The sequence below is a fragment of the Kribbella sp. CWNU-51 genome (genome assembly GCF_054073265.1).
Genome location: NZ_JBSXMZ010000022.1, coordinates 60,857 through 85,027, shown reverse-complemented (window position 1 = coordinate 85,027; position 24,171 = coordinate 60,857). Strand labels below are relative to the sequence as shown.

General features: G+C 65.7%; 18 protein-coding genes and 1 pseudogene. 12 read left to right on the top strand and 7 right to left on the bottom strand.

What is annotated here, in order from left to right; genetic code table 11:
• Positions 1-278 precede the first annotated feature (278 nt).
• A complete protein-coding gene (locus ACXC9Q_RS23185; RefSeq protein ID WP_457058738.1) occupies positions 279-1,292 on the top strand; it encodes a LacI family DNA-binding transcriptional regulator in 1,014 nt (337 codons plus the stop codon).
• Here ACXC9Q_RS23185 and ACXC9Q_RS23180 read toward each other — a convergent pair.
• From ACXC9Q_RS23180 to ACXC9Q_RS23170, 3 genes are read right to left on the bottom strand one after another with little or no spacing between them, the layout of a single operon-like run.
• Entirely contained in the window at positions 1,287-3,317 is a 2,031-nt protein-coding gene (locus tag ACXC9Q_RS23180) for a glycoside hydrolase family 36 protein (RefSeq protein ID WP_457058737.1), read from the bottom strand. The genes ACXC9Q_RS23185 and ACXC9Q_RS23180 overlap by 6 nt on opposite strands.
• Positions 3,289-4,074, bottom strand: coding sequence for a FadR/GntR family transcriptional regulator (locus ACXC9Q_RS23175; RefSeq protein ID WP_457058736.1), 786 nt, complete (start codon positions 4,072-4,074; stop codon positions 3,289-3,291). Before ACXC9Q_RS23175 ends, ACXC9Q_RS23180 begins: the two co-directional genes overlap by 29 nt.
• Entirely contained in the window at positions 4,071-5,390 is a 1,320-nt protein-coding gene (locus ACXC9Q_RS23170) for an L-fuconate dehydratase (RefSeq protein ID WP_457058735.1), read from the bottom strand. Before ACXC9Q_RS23170 ends, ACXC9Q_RS23175 begins: the two co-directional genes overlap by 4 nt.
• A 142-nt stretch (positions 5,391-5,532) precedes the next feature.
• On the opposite strand from ACXC9Q_RS23170, the gene ACXC9Q_RS23165 reads away from it, so the two are divergent.
• The 6 genes from ACXC9Q_RS23165 to ACXC9Q_RS23140 all read left to right on the top strand — a co-directional run bounded on the left by ACXC9Q_RS23165 (position 5,533) and on the right by ACXC9Q_RS23140 (position 14,976).
• Positions 5,533-7,908: a glycoside hydrolase family 95 protein gene (locus tag ACXC9Q_RS23165; protein ID WP_457058734.1), complete on the top strand. Its 2,376-nt coding sequence runs from the start codon at positions 5,533-5,535 to the stop codon at positions 7,906-7,908.
• Between the two features lie 25 nt (positions 7,909-7,933).
• The gene (locus tag ACXC9Q_RS23160; RefSeq protein WP_457058733.1) at positions 7,934-8,926 is read left to right on the top strand and encodes an ABC transporter permease; all 993 of its coding nucleotides are present in this window, start codon (positions 7,934-7,936) and stop codon (positions 8,924-8,926) included.
• On the top strand, positions 8,923-9,873 hold the full coding sequence (locus ACXC9Q_RS23155; RefSeq protein ID WP_457058732.1) for a carbohydrate ABC transporter permease: 951 nt from the start codon (positions 8,923-8,925) through the stop codon (positions 9,871-9,873). The genes ACXC9Q_RS23160 and ACXC9Q_RS23155 overlap by 4 nt, the downstream gene beginning before the upstream one ends.
• A gap of 35 nt (positions 9,874-9,908) precedes the next feature.
• The gene (locus ACXC9Q_RS23150) at positions 9,909-11,597 is read left to right on the top strand and encodes an ABC transporter substrate-binding protein (RefSeq protein WP_457058731.1); all 1,689 of its coding nucleotides are present in this window, start codon (positions 9,909-9,911) and stop codon (positions 11,595-11,597) included.
• Between the two features lie 66 nt (positions 11,598-11,663).
• Positions 11,664-13,097 carry an alpha-L-fucosidase gene (locus ACXC9Q_RS23145; RefSeq protein ID WP_457058729.1) on the top strand — a complete coding sequence of 478 codons (1,434 nt, stop codon included), beginning with the start codon at positions 11,664-11,666 and terminating at the stop codon, positions 13,095-13,097.
• Between the two features lies 1 nt (position 13,098).
• Positions 13,099-14,976: a beta-L-arabinofuranosidase domain-containing protein gene (locus tag ACXC9Q_RS23140; RefSeq protein WP_457058728.1), complete on the top strand. Its 1,878-nt coding sequence runs from the start codon at positions 13,099-13,101 to the stop codon at positions 14,974-14,976.
• A 72-nt stretch (positions 14,977-15,048) separates the two neighbouring features.
• On the opposite strand, the gene ACXC9Q_RS23135 is transcribed toward ACXC9Q_RS23140, so the two are convergent.
• The gene (locus ACXC9Q_RS23135) at positions 15,049-17,775 is read right to left on the bottom strand and encodes a glycosyl hydrolase family 95 catalytic domain-containing protein (RefSeq protein WP_457058727.1); all 2,727 of its coding nucleotides are present in this window, start codon (positions 17,773-17,775) and stop codon (positions 15,049-15,051) included.
• Between the two features lie 492 nt (positions 17,776-18,267).
• Here ACXC9Q_RS23135 and ACXC9Q_RS23130 point away from each other — a divergent pair, with 492 nt between their 5' ends.
• Entirely contained in the window at positions 18,268-19,449 is a 1,182-nt protein-coding gene (locus tag ACXC9Q_RS23130; protein ID WP_457058726.1) for a mandelate racemase/muconate lactonizing enzyme family protein, read from the top strand.
• A 68-nt stretch (positions 19,450-19,517) separates the two neighbouring features.
• On the opposite strand, the gene ACXC9Q_RS23125 is transcribed toward ACXC9Q_RS23130, so the two are convergent.
• Positions 19,518-20,300, bottom strand: coding sequence for a FadR/GntR family transcriptional regulator (locus ACXC9Q_RS23125; protein ID WP_457058725.1), 783 nt, complete (start codon positions 20,298-20,300; stop codon positions 19,518-19,520).
• A gap of 143 nt (positions 20,301-20,443) precedes the next feature.
• Here ACXC9Q_RS23125 and ACXC9Q_RS23120 point away from each other — a divergent pair, with 143 nt between their 5' ends.
• Complete coding sequence (locus ACXC9Q_RS23120) at positions 20,444-20,605, top strand: hypothetical protein (protein WP_457058724.1); 162 nt, start codon at positions 20,444-20,446, stop codon at positions 20,603-20,605.
• Positions 20,602-21,885, top strand: a complete 1,284-nt coding sequence (gene larA, locus ACXC9Q_RS23115) for a nickel-dependent lactate racemase (protein WP_457058723.1) — start codon at positions 20,602-20,604, stop codon at positions 21,883-21,885. The genes ACXC9Q_RS23120 and larA overlap by 4 nt, the downstream gene beginning before the upstream one ends.
• 84 nt (positions 21,886-21,969) lie before the next feature.
• Here larA and ACXC9Q_RS23110 read toward each other — a convergent pair whose 3' ends face one another.
• On the bottom strand, positions 21,970-22,401 hold the full coding sequence (locus ACXC9Q_RS23110; RefSeq protein ID WP_457058722.1) for a hypothetical protein: 432 nt from the start codon (positions 22,399-22,401) through the stop codon (positions 21,970-21,972).
• Between the two features lie 67 nt (positions 22,402-22,468).
• On the bottom strand, positions 22,469-22,789 hold the full coding sequence (locus ACXC9Q_RS23105) for a TraR/DksA family transcriptional regulator (RefSeq protein ID WP_457058721.1): 321 nt from the start codon (positions 22,787-22,789) through the stop codon (positions 22,469-22,471).
• Between the two features lie 239 nt (positions 22,790-23,028).
• Here ACXC9Q_RS23105 and ACXC9Q_RS23100 point away from each other — a divergent pair.
• A pseudogene (locus tag ACXC9Q_RS23100) lies at positions 23,029-23,788 on the top strand (helix-turn-helix transcriptional regulator); the annotation flags it as partial.
• A gap of 62 nt (positions 23,789-23,850) precedes the next feature.
• Positions 23,851-24,129, top strand: coding sequence for a hypothetical protein (locus ACXC9Q_RS23095; RefSeq protein ID WP_457058720.1), 279 nt, complete (start codon positions 23,851-23,853; stop codon positions 24,127-24,129).
• Positions 24,130-24,171: the final 42 nt, after the last annotated feature.

Sequence of the window (24,171 nt, the reverse complement as noted above, 5' to 3'; positions counted from 1 at the left end):
CGCTGCGGCACGGCCAACGGGAGAACTGCTGACGGCGGGCAGGCGCACATCGGGTGGTGCGCCTGTGTTGCGGGGCGCGGACGGAGGATGGGCCCGCGGAGCCGCGTCAGATGATCGGGGTGAAAGTTTCAGAATCTTTCGACTCGAACGCTAGGGTTCGGTTCGATCCGCGTCAAGATCTCGGCCGCGCCAAGGTGCGACCTTCGGCGGAAACGCGGCGACACCGGGCGCGTGTAAAATGTCGGAACGGGCCCCGAAAATTTCTGTTGGGAGTCACAGTGGCCAAGGCGGACCGCGTGAAGATCGCCGACATCGCCCGAGCCGCCGGCGTCTCGGCTCCGACCGTGTCGAAAGTTCTGAACGGCCGCGCGGAGGTGGCCCCGGAGACCCGCGAGCGGGTTCGTGAGGTGCTCCGGTCGCACAACTACCAGCGGCGGCCGAGCGGGAAGCAGCCTCGGGCAGGGCTGGTCGACCTGGTCATCAAGGAGTTGGCGACGCCGTGGTCGGTCGAGATCATCCGGGGTGCGGAGGATGCCTGCCGAGAAGCCGGCATCGGCCTGGTGGTCTCCGCGGTACACAGCGCTCAGGCTGACACTCAGCGTTGGCTGGACAACCTCGCCGGCCGGCACTCGGACGGCGTCCTGCTGGCGGTATCCGACCTGGGGAGCGCCGAGCGCGAGCGGCTGGACGCCTTGGGTGTTCCGCTGGTGCTGATCGATCCGATCGGCGATCCGGACCCGGACATCGCCTCGATAGGGTCGACCAACTGGGCCGGCGGCCTCGCCGCGACCGAACACCTGGTCCAGCTGGGACATCGGCGGATCGCGATGATCGCCGGCCTGCCGAACCTGCTGTGCACCCAGGCCCGGCTGGGCGGCTATCGCGCCGCGCTGGAACGAGCGGGGATCACCCCGGATCCCGAGCTCCTGCGCTTCGGCGACCACTTTCCGCCGAGCGGCCGGGCCGCGGCGCTCGAGTTGCTTGACCTGGCCGAGCCGCCCACCGCGATCTTCGCCGGAACGGACCTGCAGGCCTTCGGCGCCTACAAGGCCCTGCAATCGCGCGGTGTGCGCATCCCCGACGACATCAGCGTTGTGGGTTTCGACGATCTGGCCGCCTGCGACTGGGTGACGCCGCCGCTGACGACCGTGCAGCAACGCCTGGTGGACATGGCACGGATGGCGGTGCAGGTGATCATCGACGGTGGCGGCGAATCCGGCGAGGCCAGCCGCATCGAGTTGGCCACCTCGCTGACCGTCCGGGAGAGCACAGCACCTCCTCGGGCGTCATGACCGTGTCAGGCGCAGTACTCGAGCGGAGGGTTCGGGGCTGCTGGCGGTGACGGTGAGGGTGTCCTCGTTCCAGCTGTAGGTCCAGTCGGTGTCCTCAGTGGGGAAATGGGGCTCGATCCTCGATCGGGGGAGAGAAAGCGTGATGGTGGACGGGCCTGGGGTGCGGTGCCAGACGGTCAGGTAGGAGATATCTGGGCCGTTGAGGGACAGGGCGATCCAGTCATCGGTCCAGGTCGGGAGTCCGAGCGGCCAGGCGGGGACGAGCGTGTCGAGATCGTCGAGGATGGCGCGATGCGCGGCCAGGGCGGATCGGATCAGGTCGATCTCGGTAGCCGTCATGTGGTCGAGGTGGCCGGACAGGTAGAGGCGGCCAGGGATGCCGTTGACGAGAGCGAAGGTGAATTCCTCGCGGGTGCTGCCGCTGATCGGGTAAGCCCAGTGGCCGGCTTGTTCGGGGAGTACGGCGGCCGGCGCGGCTGCGGTGATCGGTGCGTAGAGCAACGGATGTTCCTGGTCCGAGGTCGATTGCAGGTGCAGCCGGGACAACATCGCGTAGTCCATCCGCATCGCCCCCGACGCACAGTTCTCGATCAGCAGGTCGGGGTGGCGCGTCTGAAGATCGTCCAGCCAGCGGAGAAGTGCTCGTTGGTGTTCGAGCAGTCCGTGGCCGAGCGACGTACCACGCTTGTCGGTGCCGGGACCCGTCATCGTGTTGTTGTCGAACTTGAAGAAGCCGATGCCGAACTCGCGGACCAGCCGGTCGACGGTCTGATCGAGGTGCGCCCGGGCGGCGGTGCTGCGCAGGTCGAGCAGATAGCGGCCGGATTCGGCGACCCGGACGCCGCGCCGGGTGAGGAACGCGTCGTCGGGTAGTTCGTGGCCTATCGGCGAGCGGACGCCGATCACCTCGGGCTCGAGCCAGAGGCCGGGAACCATGCCGTGGGAGTGGATCCGGTCGATCACCTCGGCCAGCCCGTTCGGGAAGCGGGTGGCCGACGGCTGCCAGGCTCCAACGGTGTTCCACCAGTCGCCTTCGGCGTACCAACCGGCGTCGATACAGAAGTAGTCCGCCCCGACCTCGGCCGCGGCATCGATGAGGGGGAGCAGCTTCTCCGTCGTCGGATCGCCCAGCAGGGTGTTCATGTAGTCGTTGAAGACGACCGGCGCCCGGTCGTCCACCGGGCGCCGGTGACGTATCGCGCGACGTTGCCGGGTCAGGGCAGCGAACACACTGTCCCGGTCCGTCCCGGCGACGAGCGAGACGGGCACTGTGGTGAACGGCGTGTCGGCGGTGAGCACGACACTCCATTGGTGCTCTTGGTCGGTCGGACCGCTCAGCAGGAGGTAGCCGCCGTACCGGCTTTCGCCGATCTCGTAGTGCCACGGTCCGTTGTGCTCGATCTGCCACCCGAGGGCGTACGGCGTGCTCCGATCCATGAGAACGCCCACGGGCAAATGCTCCCCGGTCGACCATGAGCCGGCGTTCGTCACCGTATGCCGGCTTCTGGCGACATGATTGTGCGCGTCGCTGACGATGTCCGCCAGCGTCTCAGAGCGCAGCGATCTGGCTGACCATCGGTTCTCCGCCATCCAGCTGTTGGCAGCGGAGTGCAGCTCGGCATCGACCGATGGGAGGCCGACGACCAGGGACGACAGGAACGTGAGCTCGAGCGTGCCCGGGCCTGTCATCGAGGCTTCGGACCAAGCACGTACGCCGGCCCGCGCCTCGAACACGCTGGTGACGCGCAGACCCGTACCTGGATCGTCCTGGACGATGCGCAACGTCGCCCCGGTCTCCTCGTGGCGGACGTAGCGCAACTGTTGCCCGAGGGTGGTGTCGACATGCCGGTAGGTGCTCGGCGAGAGTCCGTGTCCGACGGCGGACACCTCGACCAACGGCTGGCTGGGAACAAGATCCTCGCTGTCCGGCCGGGATGCTTCGCGTACGCCGATCAGTCGCACCGGACCGTGGTCGAGAGCGAAGGTCAGGGTCAACTCAGGGCTGCTCCAGCGCAGGAGATTCATCCACAGCTCTCGTCTTGTCGTCGGTTCCGCGGCGGGTCTCGAGGAGGTAGTCCTCGACCGTGAACAGGTGGGTGGCCATGCGGATCCGGGCCCGGTCGGGGTCGTGCGCCGTCAGCGCGGCGAGGATCGAGAGGTGTTCCGCGTGGGCCGTCTCGTCGGCGCCGGGCTGCGTGATCGATCGGCGCAGCCGGTCGCGCATCGTCCGTCCACCCAGCGCGTTGATCAGCGCTGCCAGAACCGGATTGTCAGCCGCGTCCGCGATGATGCGGTGAAAGGCGATGTCATTCTCGATCACGGTCTCGTGATTAGGCTCCTCGAGCCTCAGCTCGGCCTCGTTGTGACGCAACAGCTCGGCAGCGGCCTCGAGCTCTGCCAGTGCGATCTGTTGCGCTGCCAGCGCGGCGGCCTCCATCTCGAGAACGCGGCGTACTGCGTGCAGGTGATGCGTTCCGCTGCCGTCCTGCAGGTCGATGACGAATCCGATCGGTGCGAGCAGCATCGACGGATCCAGCTTGGTGACGTAGGTACCGTCACCTTGCCGGGTCTCGAGAACTCCCATCATCGACAGCGCGCGGACCCCTTCGCGCAGCGGATTCCTGGAGACCCCCAGTACCGCGGCGAGGTCCTTCTCGACGGGAAGCCGGTCGCCTGGCCGGAGCTGGCCGTCGATGATCATCTGCCGGATGCCCTCGACGACGACATCGGTCTGCGAGACGCCAGGTGTGCGAGATCTCTCGGCCAGCTTGCCGGGGGTCATGGAAGCGGGTCCTGTTCCGCGCGTGCCGACCAGTAGGTGCCGTCCGGAAACCGGTAGGTCTGAAGTGACTCCCTGTGCATCTCGGCACTGTAACCGGGGGCGGTCGGAAGCACGTACGCTCCGGCCCGGACCACGCAGGGGTCGACGAAGTGTTCGTGCAGGTGGTCGACGTACTCGGTGACGCGGCGCTCGAGACTGCCCGACACGGCGATGTAGTCGAAGACCGCGAGGTGCTGGACGAGTTCGCACAGACCGACACCACCCGCGTGCGGGCAGACCGGTACGTCGAACCAGGCGGCGAGGAGGTAGACCGCGAGTACTTCGTTGACGCTGCCGAGGCGGGCGGCGTCGAGCTGGCAGTAGTCGATGGCGCCGGCCTGGAACATCTGCTTGAACAGCACCCGGTTCATACCGTGCTCGCCGGTGGCGACGCCGATGGGTGCCACGGCCTTGCGGATCGCGGCATGACCGAGGATGTCGTCGGGACTGGTGGGCTCCTCGATCCACAGCGGGTCGAACTCGGCCAGCGCCTTGACCCATTCGATCGCCTCCGGAACGTCCCATACCTGGTTCGCATCGATCATCAGGTGACCGTCCGGACCGAGCACCTCACGGGCGATGCCGCAGCGCCGGATGTCGTCGTCCAGGTCGGCGCCGACCTTGAGTTTGACGTGTTTGTAGCCTGAGGCAACGGCTTCTTCGCAGAGCCTGCGCAGCTTGGCGTCGGAGTATCCGAGCCACCCGGCGGAGGTTGTGTAGCACGGGTAACCGGATTCCTCGAGCTGCTCGGTTCGTTGCTTTCGGCCCGCTTCTTGCCCGGCCAGGAGGGTGATGGCCTGATCGGGCGTCAGGACGTCGCTCAGGTAGCGCAGGTCCGCGACCTCGACGAGTTCCTCGGGTGACATCTCCGACAGCAGTCGCCACAGTGGTACGCCGGCCCGTCGGGCGGCGAGGTCCCAGACCGCATTCATCACCGCGGCCAACGCGAGATGGACGACACCCTTGTCCGGGCCGAGCCACCGCAGTTGGCTGTCCGACTGCAGCTCCCGGTAGATGCCGCCGAGGTCGCCGCAGAGCTCGTCGACGTCACGACCGACCAGCGGCTGGGCACGTTGCCCGGCCGCCGCGACGCACAGGTCGTTGCCCCGTCCGATGGTGAAGGTGAAGCCGTGTCCGGACAGGCCCGGAGCGTCGGTGTGCAGGAGGACGTATGCCGCTGAGTAGTCGCCGTCCTTGTTCATCGCGTCCGAACCGTCGAGGGTCAGTGACGTCGGGAAGCGGACGTCGACAACCTCGACCGAGGTGATGCGTGGCATGGCGGCCCCTCACTCCGTCCCATAGAGATGGGATCTTTCTGCTGGTTCAATAGCGTTCAGTATGGACCAATCGCGGCGACAGCGCTACGATCCCGGCAATTCGTGGGATTAATACCTCGTCTTGTCGACGGAGGACTGCAGTATGGGCAACCTGGTGAGCTCGGACCGGTCCGGCGTGCAGCGCTTGTACTACGACCGGCCCGCCGGATCGTGGTTGGAGGCGCTGCCGCTCGGCAACGGCCGGATCGGCGCGATGTGTTTCGGGGGTGTCGGCAGGGACCGGATCGGGCTGAACGACGAGACTCTGTGGTCGGGCGGTCCGGAGACCGCGCGGTTGTTGTCGACTCCGCTCGGTGCGACCGGCGCCGAGGCGGTGCAGACTCTGCGCGACGCGCTGAGGGCCGGCGACATCCGCCGGGCGCACGAGTTGGCCGGCGGTTTTCACTCCGGCTACTGCCAGGCGTACCTGCCGTTGGGTGACCTCCTCCTGGAGGTTCGTGTCGATGGCACGACGCCTGCGCCCGGCGATGTCGCGCAGTACCGGCGGGAGCTCGATCTCGACGCCGCGACCGCAACGGCGGAGTTCGAGGTCGGCGGAGTGGTGGTGCGGCAGGAGGCCTTCGTCAGTGCGCCGGACGGTGTTCTGGTTGTGCGAATGACGGCGTCCGAGCCGGTACTGGCACTGACGTGCCGGTTGACATCGCAACTGCAGTCGCGAGCACACGCAGTCGAGGACGGGCTCGGAATGTTGCTGCAGGCTCCGGCCGATGTCGCTCCTCCGCATCGCGATGTCCCGGAGCCGGTTCGGTACTCCGAGGGCGCGGATCGCGGCATGGCAGCGGCCATCGCGCTGCGGGCGTCGAGTGACGGGGAGATCCGCGCCGTCGAAGCCGAGCTCACGGTCGAGGACGCCACCGAAGTCACCCTGATCCTCTCCACCGGCACCGGGTACGCCGGGCCGTCGACCTCACCGACTCGATCGGCGGCGGAGTGCTGGGCCGCCGCGGATCAGACGGTGCTCGCGGCGCGCGATCGCGCGTACGGCGAACTCGTGGCTGATCATCGCGAGGATCACCAGCGCCTGTTCCGTCGTTCGTCGCTCGAATTGGCCGGCCCGGCGGGGCATGGTGAGCTGCCGACCGACCTGCGGGTCGCGGGCGCGGCCGACGTCGAGGACCCTGCGCTGGCTGCGCTGCTGTTCAACTACGGCCGCTACCTGATGATCGCGAGTTCGCGATCGGGTGGCCTGCCGACCAACCTGCAGGGGATCTGGAACGACATCCTGCGGCCGCCATGGAGCAGCAACTACACGGTGAACATCAACACCGAGATGAACTACTGGCCGGCGGAGACGACCAACCTGTCGGAGTGTCATGAACCGCTGCTCCGCTACATCGGTCAGCTCGCCCAGGCGGGACGGACGACAGCCGGCGAACGGTACGGCTGTGGTGGATGGACCGCGCACCACAACGCCGACGCATGGTGCTGGTCGTTCCCGGTCGAGGGGGATCCGCGGTGGTCGAACTGGCCGATGGCAGGTGCATGGCTGGCCCGCCATCTGTGGGACCACTACGCGTTCACCGGCGATCTGGAGTTCCTCGGCGAGTCGTGGCGCGTGCTGCTCGGGGCCGCAGAGTTCTGCCTCGACTGGTTGGTGGAGCTACCCGATGGCACCCTCGGTACGGCGCCGTCGACGTCACCGGAGAACGACTACATCGCCGACGACGGACAGCCGGCATCGGTGACCTGGTCGGCGACCATGGACCTGGCCCTCATCTCGGACCTCTTCCAGCGGGTCGAGCAGGCGGCCGAGCTGCTCGATGTCGTCGATCCCCTTGTCGGTGAGCTGTCCACTGCCCGCAAGCGGCTGCCCGAGCCATCGGTCGGTGCGCGCGGACAGCTGCAGGAGTGGGCGGCTGACCTGCTCGAAGAAGATCCCCATCACCGGCACATGTCGCACCTGGTCGGTCTGCATCCAGGCGATGCGATCACGCCGGACAGCACACCGGTCCTTGCGGCCGCGGCGACACGGACGCTGGACCTGCGGGGCGACGAGGCCACGGGCTGGTCGCTGGCGTGGAAGATCAACCTGCGGGCACGTCTTCGCGATGCGGTAGCGGCACACCGCCTGGTCCTGGCGTTCCTGAGGCCCGCGGACGACTCCGCGACCGGGAGACCTGGCAGCGGCGCGGGCGTCTACCCGAATCTGTTCTGTGCACATCCTCCCTTCCAGATCGACGGCAGCTTCGGTGCGACGGCGGGAATCGCGGAGATGCTGCTGCACAGTCATACCGGCGAGATCGAACTGCTGCCCGCTCTGCCCGCCGAATGGCCGAGCGGGCGGGTGACGGGTCTGAGGGCTCGTGGCGGGGTCACCGTCGACATCGCCTGGACGCCACGCGGCGTCGAAGCAGTCCTGACCGCGGATCGGGACCAGGAGCGGGTCGTACGCCACGGTGACGACCGGGTGCCGGTCCGGTTGAGCGCCGGAATCGGTCACCGCATGAGCGCGATCTGATCGCCGGCCCGGACGAGGAGATTTCATGGCAACCCTGACAACCATCCGGCCACCGGCCGGTGAGACACCAGCTCGGCCCAGGCGACGACGAGGGCGGGAGCGCCCCGGTGTCAAGGGGCTGCGGCGCAGCCTGCGACGGCACTGGACCCTGTACCTGCTGATGGTCGTGCCGCTGATCTGGTTCGCGGTCTTCAAGTACATCCCCATGTCGAACGCGGTCCTGGCGTTCAAGAGTTTCAACGTGATCAAGGGCATCTGGGGAAGCCCTTGGGTGGGCTGGCAGAACTTCGACCTGTTCTTCCACAACCCGGTGTTCTGGACCCTGGTGAAGAACACCTTCATCCTGTCGGTCTACACCGTCGCGGCGAGCTTTCCGATCGCGATCATCCTCGCGCTGGCACTGAACGAGATCCGCACCGGCGTGTTCAAGCGGACTGTGCAGATGGTGACGTACGCGCCGTACTTCATCTCCACGGTCGTGGTCGTGTCGATGACGATCCTGGTGTTGTCGCCGCGGTTGGGCATCGTCAACGAGGGGCTCGGGTTCTTCGGCGTTCCCGCGATCGACTTTCTCGGGAACCCGGACTACTTCCGGCACATCTATGTCTGGTCCGACGTGTGGCAGACCACCGGGTACTCCGCGGTGATCTACCTGGCCGCGTTGTCCGGCATCGATCCGGCGCTGCACGAGTCGGCCCGGATCGACGGTGCCAGCCGCTTGCAGCGGATTCGGCACGTGGATCTTCCGGGCATCATGCCGACGGCTGTGATCATCCTGGTGCTTGCCGTCGGCAACATCATGGCGATCGGCTTCGAGAAGGCGTTCCTGTTCCAGAACCCGCTGAACCTGAGCGAGTCCGAGATCATCGCCACCTATGTGTACAAGACGGGTCTGCTGAACGCGGACTTCAGCGGCGCCACCGCGGTCGGGCTGTTCAACTCGGTGATCAACCTGGTGCTGCTGCTGATGGTCAACACGATCGCCAAGCGGATCACCGGGAACGGATTGTGGTCATGAGCGCTCAGACTGAAGCGAGAACGCTGCCGAGCAAGAGAGGCGAGCGCCGTGCGGCGCGGGCACGCCGGATCCGCGAGCCGCGGACCGACCGGATCTTCCTGTTCTGTGTGTACCTGCTGCTGGCGGTGTTCTTCGCGGTCGTCCTGCTGCCGCTGCTGTACATCGTCGCCAGCTCGTTCAGCAGTCCGGCGGCGGTCTCGTCGGGGCGGGTGCTGTTCTGGCCGGTGGAGTTCTCGCTCCGTGGGTACCAGGCCGTGCTGAGCAACCCGCAGATCCTCCAGGGGTACGCGAACTCGTTGTTCTACACGGTGGTCGGGACGATCGTCAGTGTCACGCTGACGATCGCGATCGCCTATCCGATGTCGCGGCGCACACTGGTCGGCCGGAACGTCGTGATGACGCTGATCCTGTTCACCATGCTGTTCACCGGCGGCCTGATCCCGACGTACCTGGTGGTCCAGTCGGCCGGCCTACTGGACACCCGGTGGGCGTTGATCATCCCGCAGGCGATCGGGGTCTGGCAGGTGATCATCGCCCGGACCTACTTCCGGACGGCGATCCCGGAGGAGCTGGTCGAGGCCGCGGAGCTGGACGGCTGCGGTGACCTGCGGTTTCTCTGGTCGGTGGTGATCCCGCTGGCCAAGCCGATGATCGCGGTGGTCGCGTTGATGTACGCGATCATGCAGTGGAACTCGTACTTCGACGCGCTGATCTATCTCAAGAACCCGGACCTGTTCCCGCTCCAGCTGGTCCTGCGCAACATCCTGATCCTCAACACCACCGGCGGTGGGGCCGTCGACGCATCCGTCATGCTGCAACGTCAGCAACTGGCCGATCTGCTCAAGTACTCGCTGATCGTGGTGGCGAGCGTCCCGGTGCTGCTCATCTATCCGTTCGTCGCGCGCTATTTCACCAAGGGAATCATGATCGGCGCCGTCAAGGGCTGATCCTCCGCATCACCTCAACCCCTGTGAGGGACCTAATGTCTGTACAGTTCACAAAGCGGAGGCGTGCCGCGATCGCCGGCCTGAGTCTCCTGGCACTCACGCTCGCCGCCTGTTCCGGTGGCGGCGGATCGGACGATCAGCAGGGTAAGCCGTTGCCCACGATCACCGGGAATCCTGCGGTCACCCTCGATGTGTTCGCGCCGCAGTCGGCCGACTGGAACCTGGCCACGAACGACTTCACGAAGGCTGTGAAGGAGAAGTTCAACCTCACCATCAAATGGCAGAACACGACGTTCGACGGCGGCCCGGCCAAGGAGAAGCGGCAGATTTCGCTGGCCAGCGGTGACTATCCGGACCTGTATCTGCTGATCCCGTGGGTCGACCAGTTCACCCAGACCGACCTGCTGAAGCTCTCGACCCAGGGTGTCGTCGTACCGCTGAACCAGTTGATCGATCAATACGCGCCGAACATCAAGAAGGCGCTGGACGCCACGCCGGAGTGGAAGGCGATGGCGACCGCGCCGGACGGCAAGATCTACGGGATACCCCAGTGGGTCGACTGCTTCCACTGCACGTACCAGGACAAGCTGTGGATGAATTCGGCCTGGCTGAAGAAGCTCGGCCTGGAGCAGCCGAAGACCACCGAGGACATGCGCAAGGTCCTGCAGGCGTTCAAGACCCAGGACCCGAACGGCAACGGCAAGGCCGATGAGATCCCGCTCAGTGCTGACGTGCGGGACGTGCTGATCCCGTACTTCATGAACGCGTTCATCTACGACCCGCAGGGCACCAGCGGGAACAACAACTCGACACTGGTACTGAACGACGGCAAGGTCGACATCCAGGCGAACAAGGATGGCTGGAGGGCCGGTCTGAAGTACCTGAATTCGCTCTACAAGGAAGGCCTGATCGACAAGGGCGCCTTCACCCAGAACCCGGACGCCCTGCAGCAGCAGGGCAATCACGCCGGAACGGTCGTCCTCGGCTCCGCGACCGTGCTGCACCCGGGCATCTTCGTCACGACCGGTTCGCCGGACGGACGGGACAAGCAGTACGACGCCGTACCGCCGCTGACCGGGCCGGACGGCGCGAACTTCACCGGCTACAACTTCCCGAGCGCGCCGGGTGCGACGTTCGTACTGACCAGCAAGGCGACGCAGGAGGAGCAGATCCAGGCGATCAAGCTGCTCGACTACATCTTCACCGACGAGGGTCAGATCAACGGCCAGTTCGGCACCGAAGGCAAGACCTGGACCAAGCCGGCGACCGGCGATGTCGCGCTGGACAAGTCGCTGACGCCGATCTTCAAGCAGATCCCGCAAAAGGTCGGAACCAAGCCGCCGAACTCGGGTTGGGGCGCGCTCGCGCAGTACAACAACACGGCCAGGTTCCGGAACTCCGAGGCGATCAGCACCGACCTCTACTCCCAGGCGGGCTACGAGCGACGGCTCTACGAGGCGACCAAGCTGTACGCCGGCCACGAGGACAAGGCCAAGATCTACCCGTACTGGAAGGTGTGGATCGATCCGTCCCTGGCCAACGAGGTCGCGACGATGCAGACCAACATCGACAGCTACGTGCAGCAGAACGCACTCCAGTTCGTCACCGGTTCGAAGAACATCGACACCGACTGGGACGCCTACGTGAAGGGTCTCGACGGCCTCGGCCTCAAGCGCTACCTCGAGATCCAGCAAACCGCCTACGACAAGATGCCCAACAAGTAGATCAATCCTGGACCGGCCGGAGCACTCCGGCCGGTCCGCCCTCCCATCACCCACGAGGAGCGATCGGTGCCGTTCGACCCAACCTTCGAGTCCCTGGCCACGTTCGAGTGCCCTGAATGGTTCCGGGACGCGAAACTGGGCATCTGGTCGCACTGGGGACCGCAGTCGGTGCCGCGGTACGGCGACTGGTACGCGCGCCACATGTATCGGCAAGGATCGGACCAGTACCGGTATCACCTGCGAACGTATGGACACCCGTCGGAGTTCGGGTACAAGGACGTCGTACGGCTGTGGAAGGCGGAGCGGTTCGATCCGGGTGAGTTGATGGACCGGTTCGTGGCGGCCGGTGCTCGGTACTTCGTGGCGCAGGCGGTCCACCACGACAACTTCTTCAACTATGAGTCGTCGGTGAATCCGTGGAACTCGGTCAAGGTCGGGCCGGGCAAGGACATCGTAGGTTTGTGGAAGGCCGCCGCCGACGAGCGCGGGCTGCCCTTCGGGATCACCGAGCATCTCGGCGCCGCATCGACCTGGTTCGCGGTCAACAAGGGCAGCGACAAGCACGGACCGCTCGCCGGCGTGCCGTACGACGGGACCGATCCGGCCAACCGGGATCTGTACCTCGACAACAGCAGTCTGCTGCCTGCGGAGGACCACTGGCTCCAGGACCCGTGGTACTCCCAGGATCCTGCCTGGCACACCCACTGGCTCGAGGCAGTCACCGAGATGATCGACCGGTACCAGCCGGATCTCCTGTACTCCGATGGCCCGCTCCCGTTCGACGAGGCCGACTACAAGCCCGGTCTGAGCGCGGTTGCTCATCTGTACAACACCAGTGCGCGGATCCATGGAACGAATCGTGCTGTGTACCAGCAGAAGGATCGTCGGCCCGAGGTGAGCCGGGTCGGTCTGATGGACATCGAACGGAGTCAGACGCCTGGCATCCAGTCCTTGCCCTGGCAGACCGACACGTCGGTGGGCGACTGGTTCTACAACGTCCGCGATGTCTACAAGACCGCGGGACACGTGGTCGAGATGCTCGTCGACATCGTGTCGAAGAACGGCAACCTGTTGCTCAACGTACCGCAGCTGCCGGACGGCACGCTGGACCTCGAATGCACGCAACTCCTCGACGAGATGGGTGCCTGGATGCGGGTGTGCGGAGAAGGCATCCACGGCACGCGACCGTTCCGGGTCTTCGGCGAGGGCCCGTCCAGTGTCGTCATCGACGGATTCACCGAAGACCGGGTGGGGTGGACAGACTCGGACGTCCGCTTCACCAGCCGGGACAACACTGTCTACGCATTCCTGATGGCCTGGCCGAAGGACGGACGCGCGGTGATTCGCAGCCTTGCAGGTCACGAGACAGTGACCGGTGTCCGGCTCCTCGGCCACGGCCAGCTTCCCTTTGAACAGGTGCACGGCATTCTGGTCGTCCGGCTGCCTGACGCCTCTCCGGTCGACGCGGCCAACTGCCTGGCCATCGAGCTCGCCGGCTGACATGCTGCGCACGGTACGTGCCTCAGGCGGTCGAACGACACTGTCGGACGGATCGGCCAGGGACCGATGGTTGCTGAACGCTCGCTACCTGCGCAGCCTGACGGCAGACAACCTCCTGCGGCCCTATCGGGCCGAGGCCGGTCTGTGGAGCTATTCGGGCTCCTGGGGCACGACTGTGGGCGGCGGCTCGCCCGATGGTCCGGAGACCTGGCACTGGGGATGGGAATCGCCGACCTGCGAGCTGCGCGGCCACATCCTCGGCCACTGGCTCTCGGCGGCGGCCCGGGTCGGTGAGTACGACCGCGAGGTGGCGGCCCGGGCGGCCGTGATCGTCGACGAGCTCGCAGCCTGCCAGCGGGCGAACGGCGGGCAGTGGGCGGGTTCGATTCCGACGACGTACTTCGATCGCTTGGCCGCGGGTCGCGCGGTGTGGGCTCCGCACTACGTCCTACACAAGACCTTGATGGGCCTGCTCGACCAGTACCGGATCGCCGGCAACGAACAGGCGCTCGAGGTCGCCTCGGCCTTCGGAGCGTGGTTCCACGCCTGGACCGATGGACTGTCCCGGCAGCAGCTCGACGACATCCTCGACCGCGAGACGGGCGGCATGCTGGAGGTCTGGGCGGATCTCCTGTCGTTCACCGGCGATCAGACCGCCGCGGATCTGTTGGAACGCTACGACCGGCGCCGATTCTTCGAACCTCTCCTCGCCGGCGCCGACGTGCTGACCAACAAACACGCCAACACTCAGATCGCGGAGATTCTCGGGGCCGCCAGGGCATGGGAGGTCACGGGTGAGCGACGCTGGCGCGACATCGTCGAGACCTTCTGGGACTCCGCGGTGACCGCCCGCGGAACGTACTGCACCGGGGGCAGTAGCTGCGCCGAGGTGTGGCAGCCGATCGGCGAACAGTCCGCGCGTCTGCACGCCGTTCAGGAGCACTGCCTCGTCTACAACCTGATGCGCCTCGCCGCCGTTCTGTTCCGCTGGACCGGAGACCACCGCTACGGAGACTACTGGGAGCGAAATCTTGTCAACGGGATCTGGGCTCAGCAACACCCGGACACCGGCATGCCCGCGTACTTCTTGCCTTTGGCAACCGGAAGCCACAAGCAATGGGGGCGGCCGACCGAAGACTTCTGGTGCTGTCACGGAACCCTGCTGCAGGCGCACAGCGCAGTCGACGAGGCGGCGACGTACGTCGATGACCGCGGAATCACGATCTGCCAGTACCTGGAGTCCGTCACGTCCTGGACCGACCAGTTCGGCGGCCGCATCGAACTCGCGATCACGGCGGACACCGACGAGGGCGTCGCCCTCGGTCAACGACAGACCGCCCACGCTGCCGCCGGAATCCAGGAGCTCTTGTCGCGGCCGTTGCCGCCCCGTCGGCCGGACGACCACGTTCACGTCGTCGACCTACGGTGCGAGCGACCGGTCAGTTTCGAAGTGCGGCTCCGGGTGCCGCTCTGGGCAACGGGTTCGCCGATGGTCGAGATCGACGGGAAGCCGGTTTCGGTCGAGGTCCGGAACGGCTGGATCGTGTTGTCCCAGACATGGAGCAGGCAACGCATCCGGCTGACTGTGCCGTCGGGCTTGCGCACAGTGCCATTGCCCGACCGGCCGGAGATGGTCGCTCTGCTCGACGGCCCGGTCGTGCTGGCCGGTCTGACTGAACAGGAGACCATGCTGTCCGGCGATCCCGCGGAACCGGCGTCGTTCCTGACCCCTGACCGGGAGAGGCACCACAGTTGGTGGCAGCCCGGAAGATACCGGACCGTCGGCCAACCTACCGGCCTGCGCTTCATGCCACTCGCCGAGATTCGCGACGAGCCGTACACCGTGTACTTCCCTGTGCACCGATCAACCTCTCAGTGAACCCTGTGGCCCGAACCGGCGGGCGACGATCGCGACACCACGCCGGTCCGGCCCACATCCCTGTCGGGGACCCTAGCTTCCGTTTGATGCGTTGCCGGCAGTCGCTTCGACCACGTCGGAGGTGCGGTACTGGTTGGGCGTCGTGCCTGACCTGACCAGGACGATCTTCTCGCCCTTGTCGGTCTTGAACTTCAGCAGACCGTTCTCCGGAGCGATCAGCGTTTCCGCTTTGCGGCCGTTGCGGTACAGGACCACGTCGGAATTCCACGGGTTTCTGATCCGGGCAGTCTCACCGAGCTGCGATTCGATCTCCACGTACTGGATATCGCCGGACTGCATCGACGAAGACACCAGGAACCCGTCCTTGGCCAGCAGTTTGTACTTGGCGTCCCAGGCCTTGGGCCAGGCCGGGAACACGCGGATCACCGGGTCTGCTATCGGGGTCGGGCTCAGGCTTTGGTGAAGCGCCTGCTGCAGCGCTTCGGCAAACGTGCCGTAGCCTTCGGCCGAGTAGTAGTCCAGCTGGTTGAAAAGCAGGTTGGGGAACACACCGTAGGTGCTGAAGACGCCGTACTGCGTATTCAGGATCTGCACCATGTCGTCAGCCCGCCCGAGCTTGGCGGCGTCGACGTGGAAGCGGCTGGAGCCGTTCCGGTCGATGACCTGGTTTTTCACCTGGTTCAGGTAGCCGGGAGAGTGGAGGTACGTATTGAGTGCGATCTCCCAATCGCCGTTGTCCAGACCCTGATCTCTCGTCTCCAGGTTCAGCACATCGAACTTCTCGAGCATCTTGAAGATCGGGCTTTCGGTTCCGTGCAAGTCCCTGATGAGGTATGCCGGCCGCAGGCCCTGGGCCCATGCGGGCTCATCTGTCGCGAGTTGCGTAGCCAGCGGCGGATTTGTGCTGGCGGCCCAGAGGGCATTCGGGTCGGAGCGCAACGGGTACGCTGCGAGGTTGTCGCGGATGTCTTTCCACAGCGGCCGACTCGGCTTGTCGACGCCCAGTAGCTCCGAGGCCTTGACCGCGGCCGCGAAGACGCCTCTGGCCATGGACAGGTCATCGATCACGTCTTTGCCGGCCCAGATATGCTCGTGCAGGTTGGTGTTGTAGAAGTGATACTTGCCGTCGCCTTCTTTTCGCAGACCATCATAGGACTGGTAGAGATCCGCTGCGCCCTTGATGAAGGGGTAGGCAACTTTTCGCAGCCATTGGAGATCCTTGGTGTAGCAGTAGACACGCCAGTAGTACTCGGCGGTTTCCTGGGTCGCCATCATGGTGTGCGTGACATAGCTCGCCTGGTTGTTGCTGGTGCCGAACACGTTCCAGTTCCACGGGGGCAGGAACCTGTTCCGCCGCATGGTGAAGTCGGTGAAGTCCTGTGTGCGGGTGCTGGTTTTGAACGTGTAGTACTGCTGCATGGCGTCCGCGATACCGTCCGGCAGCGTCTCCCAGCCCAGGATGCCGTTCGTCTCGCCGATGAAGATGCCCTTGCTGCCCCACATCTGCCGGGCGGCCGTCGCGTACTGCTCGTAGCTGGCCTGCCGCATCTTGAACAACGGTTCCATGAGATCCAGGTGGTTGGCTGCCCACAGCGGCTGATACAGGCAATCCTGGTTCCAGTTCCAGTAGAAGCTGCCCCAGTCCCGGCGGTCTTCCTCGCCGATCCAGATACCGCCGTTGTACTTCGAGGGGTAGGAGCCCCGGCTCGATATGGCGGCCAGGTACATGTAGTAGTTACGGCGCTGTTCATAGTTGAACTGCGTTGGGAAGTAGACGTACGACCCGTTCCAGAAGTCGCGCCACCAGGCCTGACTCCGGGTCTGGATCTTGGCATAGTCCACGGACTTGGTGACGTTCGCGACGGCCTTGGTCTTCGCAGTACGACGCGCGTCCGTGGTGGTGTCGCCGCCGACGACGACGGTGAAGGTGCCTTTTTGTGCAGGTAGACTCAGCCGCAGTGTGGCCCGGTTGCCGATGGTGTTGTTGGTGACCCCGGAAACCTGCCGGCCCCGCACGGTGGCTGCAACGGCTGTGTTGACGTAGTGGTCATTGGCGGTGATACCGGTGTCGCACTTTTCCTGAACGACCTGCTCCAGCACGATCGTGTCGTTTCGAGACGACGGGCGTCCCTTGCCGGCGACCGTGGTGAGGGTGGATATCGCGCTGTGGGCGCCCCAGATCTGGTTCGCGTCGCGCAGCATCGCCAGGTCGACGGTGATCGCCTGGGGCGTGGCGCGTTCATCGGTTATCTGGATCGCGATGACATCTGAGTCCATGTCGGAGATGACGTCGACGCGAACTCCGGTGCCGTCGATGCTCAGTTTGCCGTCGTACAGCGACAGATGTTGCTTCGTCGCACTGTCGAAGACGGTATCCGTCCCGAAGCCGACATGGATCCGCCCGAGGGCGCCGCCGCCGGAGTTCTGGTGGTCCTTCGAGGCCGCGGAGGCATCGTTGAACATGAACATGTCCGTGTGGTTCAGCTGCATGACGAGCGTACTGCTGTTGCTCTGCCAGACGGGCCCACCGAACCGTCCGTTCGCGACGGACATTCCTTGGGTGCCGGTGGTGATTCTTCCCGTGTAGGTGAGATCGGACCGACCGATCAGCTTGCTGTAATCCGGATTGAAAAGAGGGGCTACAGCTGGGTGGCCGTTCGTCTGCGCCGGCAGCGGCGCAGACGTCTGCGATGCCATGGCCGACAACGGTCCGACCGATGCTGCCGACAGTCCGAGGCCCACCGTGCCGACGAACCGGCGTCGCGAGATGCCATTCGTTGAAAAAATGTCTGGTGCCATGTCGTGTTCCTCCGTACCGGAAGGGTGTCTGTCAGGGCCCGGCCGTTTATCGGCACCGGGCCCGGCGATCGCCATGACGAGGCGGCATGACGTCCTGCGTCGCACCTGGACCAGCCGGTCATCTTCTACGCGCCCGCGATGACGGGTGAGCGCCGAACGCCGCGGTCCTGCGGAACGCAGGCGTCATCGGCTCAGCGTTCGTTCCGCTGACTGTGCAGGTCGACGTCCGCGCCCCCCGCGCGTGGTCATCGAGTCTCGCGATTCCGACGTACATGTCATCTTCGATCGCTTCCTGTGACAGGGGCGTCGAATGCCCTCGGAAGAGGGTTTATCATACGTATTATGTTTGCGGCAAGAAGTCGGATGGCCGGCTCGGGAGCGGTCCGCGGTGGTCCGCGGCCTGCTTCTGGGAGTCGGGGGTGGCCCTCGTCGCGGACATGACGGCGGGCAGAACCAACGGACGACCGCACCGGATCTCAAGGAGACCTACATATGAAAATCACCGGATACCGCAGCCTCAGCACCGTCCATGACTGGGGGAGGGTGACCGGCGACGTCAACGGCGTACAGAGCGGCCAGACGACACCGGTGCCGGTCCTCGTCGTCGAGACGGACATCGGCATCGAGGGAATCGGCCTCGGCGCGCATGCCGATGTGGCGCGGGTCTTCCCCGCCATCGAAGGCGAGGACCCCCGATCGGTCGTGGCGCTGTACGACCGGATGCTCGACTGGGTGTTCAAAGCAGGTCATTCCGGCTCGACGTTCGGCGCGATCGGGGCCATCGACATGGCGCTGTGGGACCTCAAGGCCAAGGCGGCCGACGAGCCGCTCTGGCGGACTCTCGGGGCGCGTGAGCGCTTTGTCCCGGGGTACGCGTCCGGCCTCGAGTACGGCCTGACCGACGAGGAAGTCGCCGAGCTGTACGGGCAGTTCGCGGATCGCGGGTTCAAGGCCGGCAAGGTCAAGGGAGGCCGCGATCTGGACCGTGACCTGCCCCGACTGGAGATCGTCCGCGAGGTGCTCAGCCGCAATTCCCGCCGACCGGCGCTCATGTTCGACGCCAACGAGTCCTGGAACCAGGCCCAGGCCACCCGGTACGTGGCAGCCATCGAGGAGCGGATGGACCTTACCTGGGTGGAGGAGCCGCTCCGCCGGTGGGATGCCGCCGGAATGGCCGCATTGCGCGGCAAGGTCCGTGCGGCGATCGCGAGCGGCGAGAACCTGACCGGGCTCGAGCAATACCGTCCGCTGCTCGAGGCCAATGCGCTCGATATCGTCCAGGTGGGCAACGTCTGGGGGATCACCCACTTCCTGCGGGTGGCGACCCTGGCGCATGGTCACGATTTGCCGGTGAGCCCTGTTGCCTATAACGCGAATCCGGTCGCACACGCAGCCGCCGCGGTGCCCAACCTCCTGACCTACGAGGTCCAGGATCTCCATTTCGCGGTCGGTCTAGATGTCGATCAGGAGTTCGACGACGGCGGGATCATTCTGGGCGACCGACCAGGCATCGGCATCCTGCTGGACGAGTCCCAGTTGTCGCGGGTCGACTCTGTGGCGCCCGTCCCGGCATCGACCGGACCGCACATCCGGCCTGAGCGCGCTGCTCTGAGGCTGGTGGCCGAGCCGGACGTGATCGATGATCCTGCCGCACCGCTGAGGCCGGTCTCGTGACGCCGAGCCTGTCGATTGCGAACGTTGCACTCGATGAGCTCGTTCGAGGACTCATGGAGTGCCAAGACCTACATCTTCTTGCGACCGCGCGCTCGGCCGCGTGCGCGGGGAGCGGGGTCGGACAGCCGGCGACGCTTCCACGACCCGTGGATGTGATCATGCATCGACTTCTCGGCCGCGGCGGTGTCGTTGCGCGCGATGGCGTTGACGATCGCCTGGTGTTCCTTCAACGTCAGCGCGACTGCATCGGGCGGATCGATGCCTTGATAACGGCTGGACTCCACGGCTCGTTTGTAGAGCTGCTTGGCGATGTTCTCCGCCAGCCGGTTGCCGGAGATCTCCATGAGCGCGTAATGGAAGACCACATCCGCCTGCCGGAACGAGTCCGTCTCCGACTCGCTCTCTCGCATGGTGGTCAGCGCGTTCTCCAGTCGCCTGAGCTCGTCCGTGCTGTGAGATCCGGCCACCGCGCCTGCCATCGCCGACTCCAGGCTCGCCCGCACGATCGTCAGCTCGTCGAGGACGCCGACGCTCTCGTCGTTGTCGATGAGGGACGAGAGCACCACTGGGTCCAGCATGTTCCAGTAGCCTGGCGCCCGCACCTGCGTCCCCCGGCCCTGCGAGACGGTCACCAGACCCTTCTCCTCGAGCCGCTTCACCGACTCACGCAAGACCGTGCGACTCACGCCGAAATGCTCGCTCAGCGGTCCCTCCGGAGGCAGCAGATCACCCTCTTGCAACTGCCCTGTGACGATGAGGTCGACGAGTTCGGCGACGACTGCAACACCGAGCCGGCCCGCCGGAAGACGTCGCGGGATCAGACGGGCTACGGGAATCGGGGCGTTCGCCATACGTATGATCTTACTCTCGGTCACGTCGCGACCGGCGCAGCCGTTGTCACCGGTGGATGTGAACCTGGTCGGCGGGTGCCTGGAACTACCGATGCCGCTCCTTTCCCGCGACCGGGAGATCGTCCTCGACTGGAGGCAAGCTCATGATCGTTGCTTTGCACTCCGTTCTGCACGAAGGTGCGGAGGCGGACATCGGCCGACATGTGGCCTACTTCATCGGAGAAGAGGAAGGTGCGGCCGGTCAGGTGTTGCCGCTGGTGTACAGCCTGCAGGCCCAAAGATCCACTGATCGGGAGAAGCCTTGACCACCGACGTGCGACTGGCATACGGCGATAGCGGGTTGCCACTGGCAGTAGACCCGGAAGCGACGACGATTGTCGAACCGGTGCACAGTGTGGCGGCACCCGACCAGTTGAAGGCCCTTCGCGCGGCGCTGCGAGAGCCGGTGGCCGGCCTGCCGTTGCGTGATCGGATTCGCCCCGGACAGTCGGTGGCTATCTCGGCCTGCGACGGTACCCGGCCACAGCCGCGGCAGTTGATGATCCCTGCCATCATCGAGGAGCTGGACGGAATCGTGGCCCCGGGTGACATCGTCGTCCTGGTCGCTACCGGCACCCATCGCGGCAACACGGAGGCCGAACTCCGGCTCATGTTCGGCGACGAGGTCGTCGACTCCGTGCGCGTCGTGAACCATGACGGCCGGGACTCGTCGCAGTTGGTCTGGCGCGGCACGCACGGCAACGGCGTACCGGTGTGGCTGAACCGGGAGTGGACCGAGGCGGACGTCAGGATCACCACCGGTTTCGTCGAGCCGCACTTCTTCGCGGGCTTCTCCGGAGGTCCGAAGCTGGTGGCGCCAGGCCTCGCCGGCCTGGAGACGGTCCTCGTCCTGCACGACGCGTCGAGGATCGGTGACTCGAGGGCGACCTGGGGTGTCACGAAGGGCAACCCGGTTCACGACGACGTCCGAGCCATCGCCGAGGCGACCGGAGTGACGTTCGCGCTGGACGTCGTACTGAATCGGGACAAGGACATCGTCGCGGCCTTCGGCGGTGATCTGCTCCCGATGCACGCGGCCGCGGCGTCATTCGCGCGGCACATCGCGATGCGGCCCGTGGACAGACGGTTCGACGTGGTCGTGACCACGAACTCCGGGTTCCCGCTCGACCAGAACCTGTACCAGGCCGTCAAGGGCATGTCGGCCGCATATCAAGTCGTCCGGCCGGGCGGAACGATCATCTGTGCGGCCGAGTGCCGGGACGGCTTCCCGGACCATGGTCTGTACCGTAAGACGCTCGAGACGGCTCAGTCGCCGCAAGCTCTGCTGGCAGAGATCGCGTCCCGGTCCGTCACGGTTCCCGATCAATGGCAGATACAGATCCAGGCCAAGATCCAGTCGGCGAATCGAGTCGTCATGCACACCGGATTCCTGAGCGACGCGGACCTCGCCGCAGTCCAGCTCGAGCAGACGCACGACATCTCGGCAACTGCCGCCGAGGCTCTCGCGGCGGCGGGGCTGGGCGCGACGATGTGCGTTCTTCCGGAAGGGCCGCAAACGATTCCGTACCTTGCAGGAGAGCACTAGGCCCTTGGGACCGCCCGAAAGCGCCGGCGCTTGGTGTCGATACGGCTATCAGGTCTACGAAGGGGAGATTTGCCGTGTCGACCACTATGCGTGCAGTTCAGTACGACGATTATGGAGGGCCAGGAGTTCTGCGAGTCCGCGAGGTGCCGATCCCGTCGGTGCCTGCCGGGGTCCGACGCCACGCCGTACCTCAGACGAAGTTGAGCTGTAGACACCGAGCGCGGGCCAGCCGTTGGCGCGGCCGCATCCGCCGTAGCGGCCCCCGTCCATGCGGGCAAGCGCGGCCTCGGTTTCGGCCAGCGCGGTTTGTGCGGCGACTGTGAGTTTATGACGGACCTCGCTGTGCGCCGCGGTGTCGTAAGAGCCTGTCGTATCGACGACGTCGGCAGCGCTCGGGGCCATGTCTTGAAGTTGCTGAAGCCGGAACTCGCGATCTTCGTGCAGGCTCGCCCGGAGAACGGCGAGTTCCGCGGGAGTGAGTTGGTGGTTGTCGACTGCCGAGGCCTGATGGGTCACGACGGGATCTCCTCGAGTGGAGGCGAGCGCGTAGCTCGATCGGAAGGCGGGTGCGGACCCCGCGTGTTCAACTGACGCGCTGCTGGCACCCGACACAGAAGCGCACGTACGGCAAGATCTCGAGGCGTTCGACGGGTATGGAGGACCGGCAGCTCTTGCAGGTTCCGTAGGAGCCATCCGCCAGACGCTCGCGGGCAGCTTCGATCTCCTCGAGCACACGCTCGATCTCGGCGGTTTGAGCCTCCTGCAGATCTTTTTCCGCGTGCGGTGCGGACTCCTCGATCGCCCTGAGTTGGGCAAGGCGGGAGTTGCGCTTGTGTTCGAGGCGCTGGCGGGCGTCGTGCTTGGTGAGATTCGGCGCGCGGCCCAGGTGGGTGGTCACTTGCATCGGATCCTTCAACGGGGACGGCGATGGGAGGCCGACGTACGCGTTTGGAGGTATCGCGTACGCCGGCGGTCTTGAGTCGCCCGTCTTGAGGCTCGTGAGTTGGTTCTGTCTCCAACACCCATTTCGTGCGCGCGGAGACCTGCAGGTAGCGGTCGACAGATGAGTGTCAGGCCGGATCGACTTGCGGTGCGGTTGCAGGCAGGCTGGATGGTGTGTCACGTCTACTGATGGCCCGCACACCGCCTGCGGCACTCGCGGGGGTGAGTATCGAGTACTACTCCAAGCTCGAACGCGGCGCTCGGCGGCGTCTCCGCGTCCGTCGTCGACGCGATCGCCCGCGCCCTGCAACTCGATGACGCCGAACGGGCTCACCTGTTCCACCTCGCGCAAGCCGCCGACGGCACCAGCGCCGGGATGCGCCCGCGTCGCCGACAGGGCAAACGGTGGACACCCCGGCCGAGCCTGCAGTGGGTCCTCGACAAGTTCACCGCACCGGCGATCGTCCGCAACGGCCGGATGGATCTGCTCGCCTGCAACCACCTCGGCCGGGCCATGCACGCGTCCCTGTACGACGCGATGGCCGGTGCGCAGCCCAACTTCGTCCGGTTCACCTTCCTCGACCTCGACGCCGCCCACGACTTCTATCCCGACTGGGACGGAGCGGCCGACACCTGTGTCGCCATCCTGCGCAGCGAGGCCGGCCGCGACCCCCACGACAAGGAACTCCACGATCTGGTCGGCGAACTGTCCACCCTCAGTGCTGAATTCCGCCGCCGCTGGAGCGCCCACAACGTCCGCTACCACGGCGCCGGCACCAAACACTTCCACCACCACGACGTCGGCGACCTCGAACTCGCCTACGAAAGCGTCGACATGATCTCCGACCCCGGCCTCACCCTCACCTTCTATGCCGCCGAGCCCGGCTCGCCGACCGCGCAGGTGCTCGACCTCCTGGCCTCCTGGACCACCCAGCCGATCCATACCCATCCCGACACCTGACTCATGTGGCAGTCATCGCGCACCGGGTGCTTGACTAGCTTCGCGCCGGGTACCGGCGGTGCGTGAATGATGAGCGGCTCCTGGACCTTGCCCAGCGGATGGCGAAGACACTGACACCCGGTGACCTCGACCACACGCTGAGCGGGATCACAGCAGCCGCGGTGGAGGCATTGCCGGACACCGACTACGCGAGCATCACGATTCTCCACAACGACGCACGTCTGGAGACGGCCGCTCCGACCGATGAACTGCTGTGGGGCCTCGACGCCGCGCAGTATGAGCTGCGCGAAGGTCCGTGCTACCCAGGCCGCGGCCGATACGGTACACATCGCGGCACCTGATCTGGCACGTGACGAACGATTTCCGCGGTACGCCGCGACCGC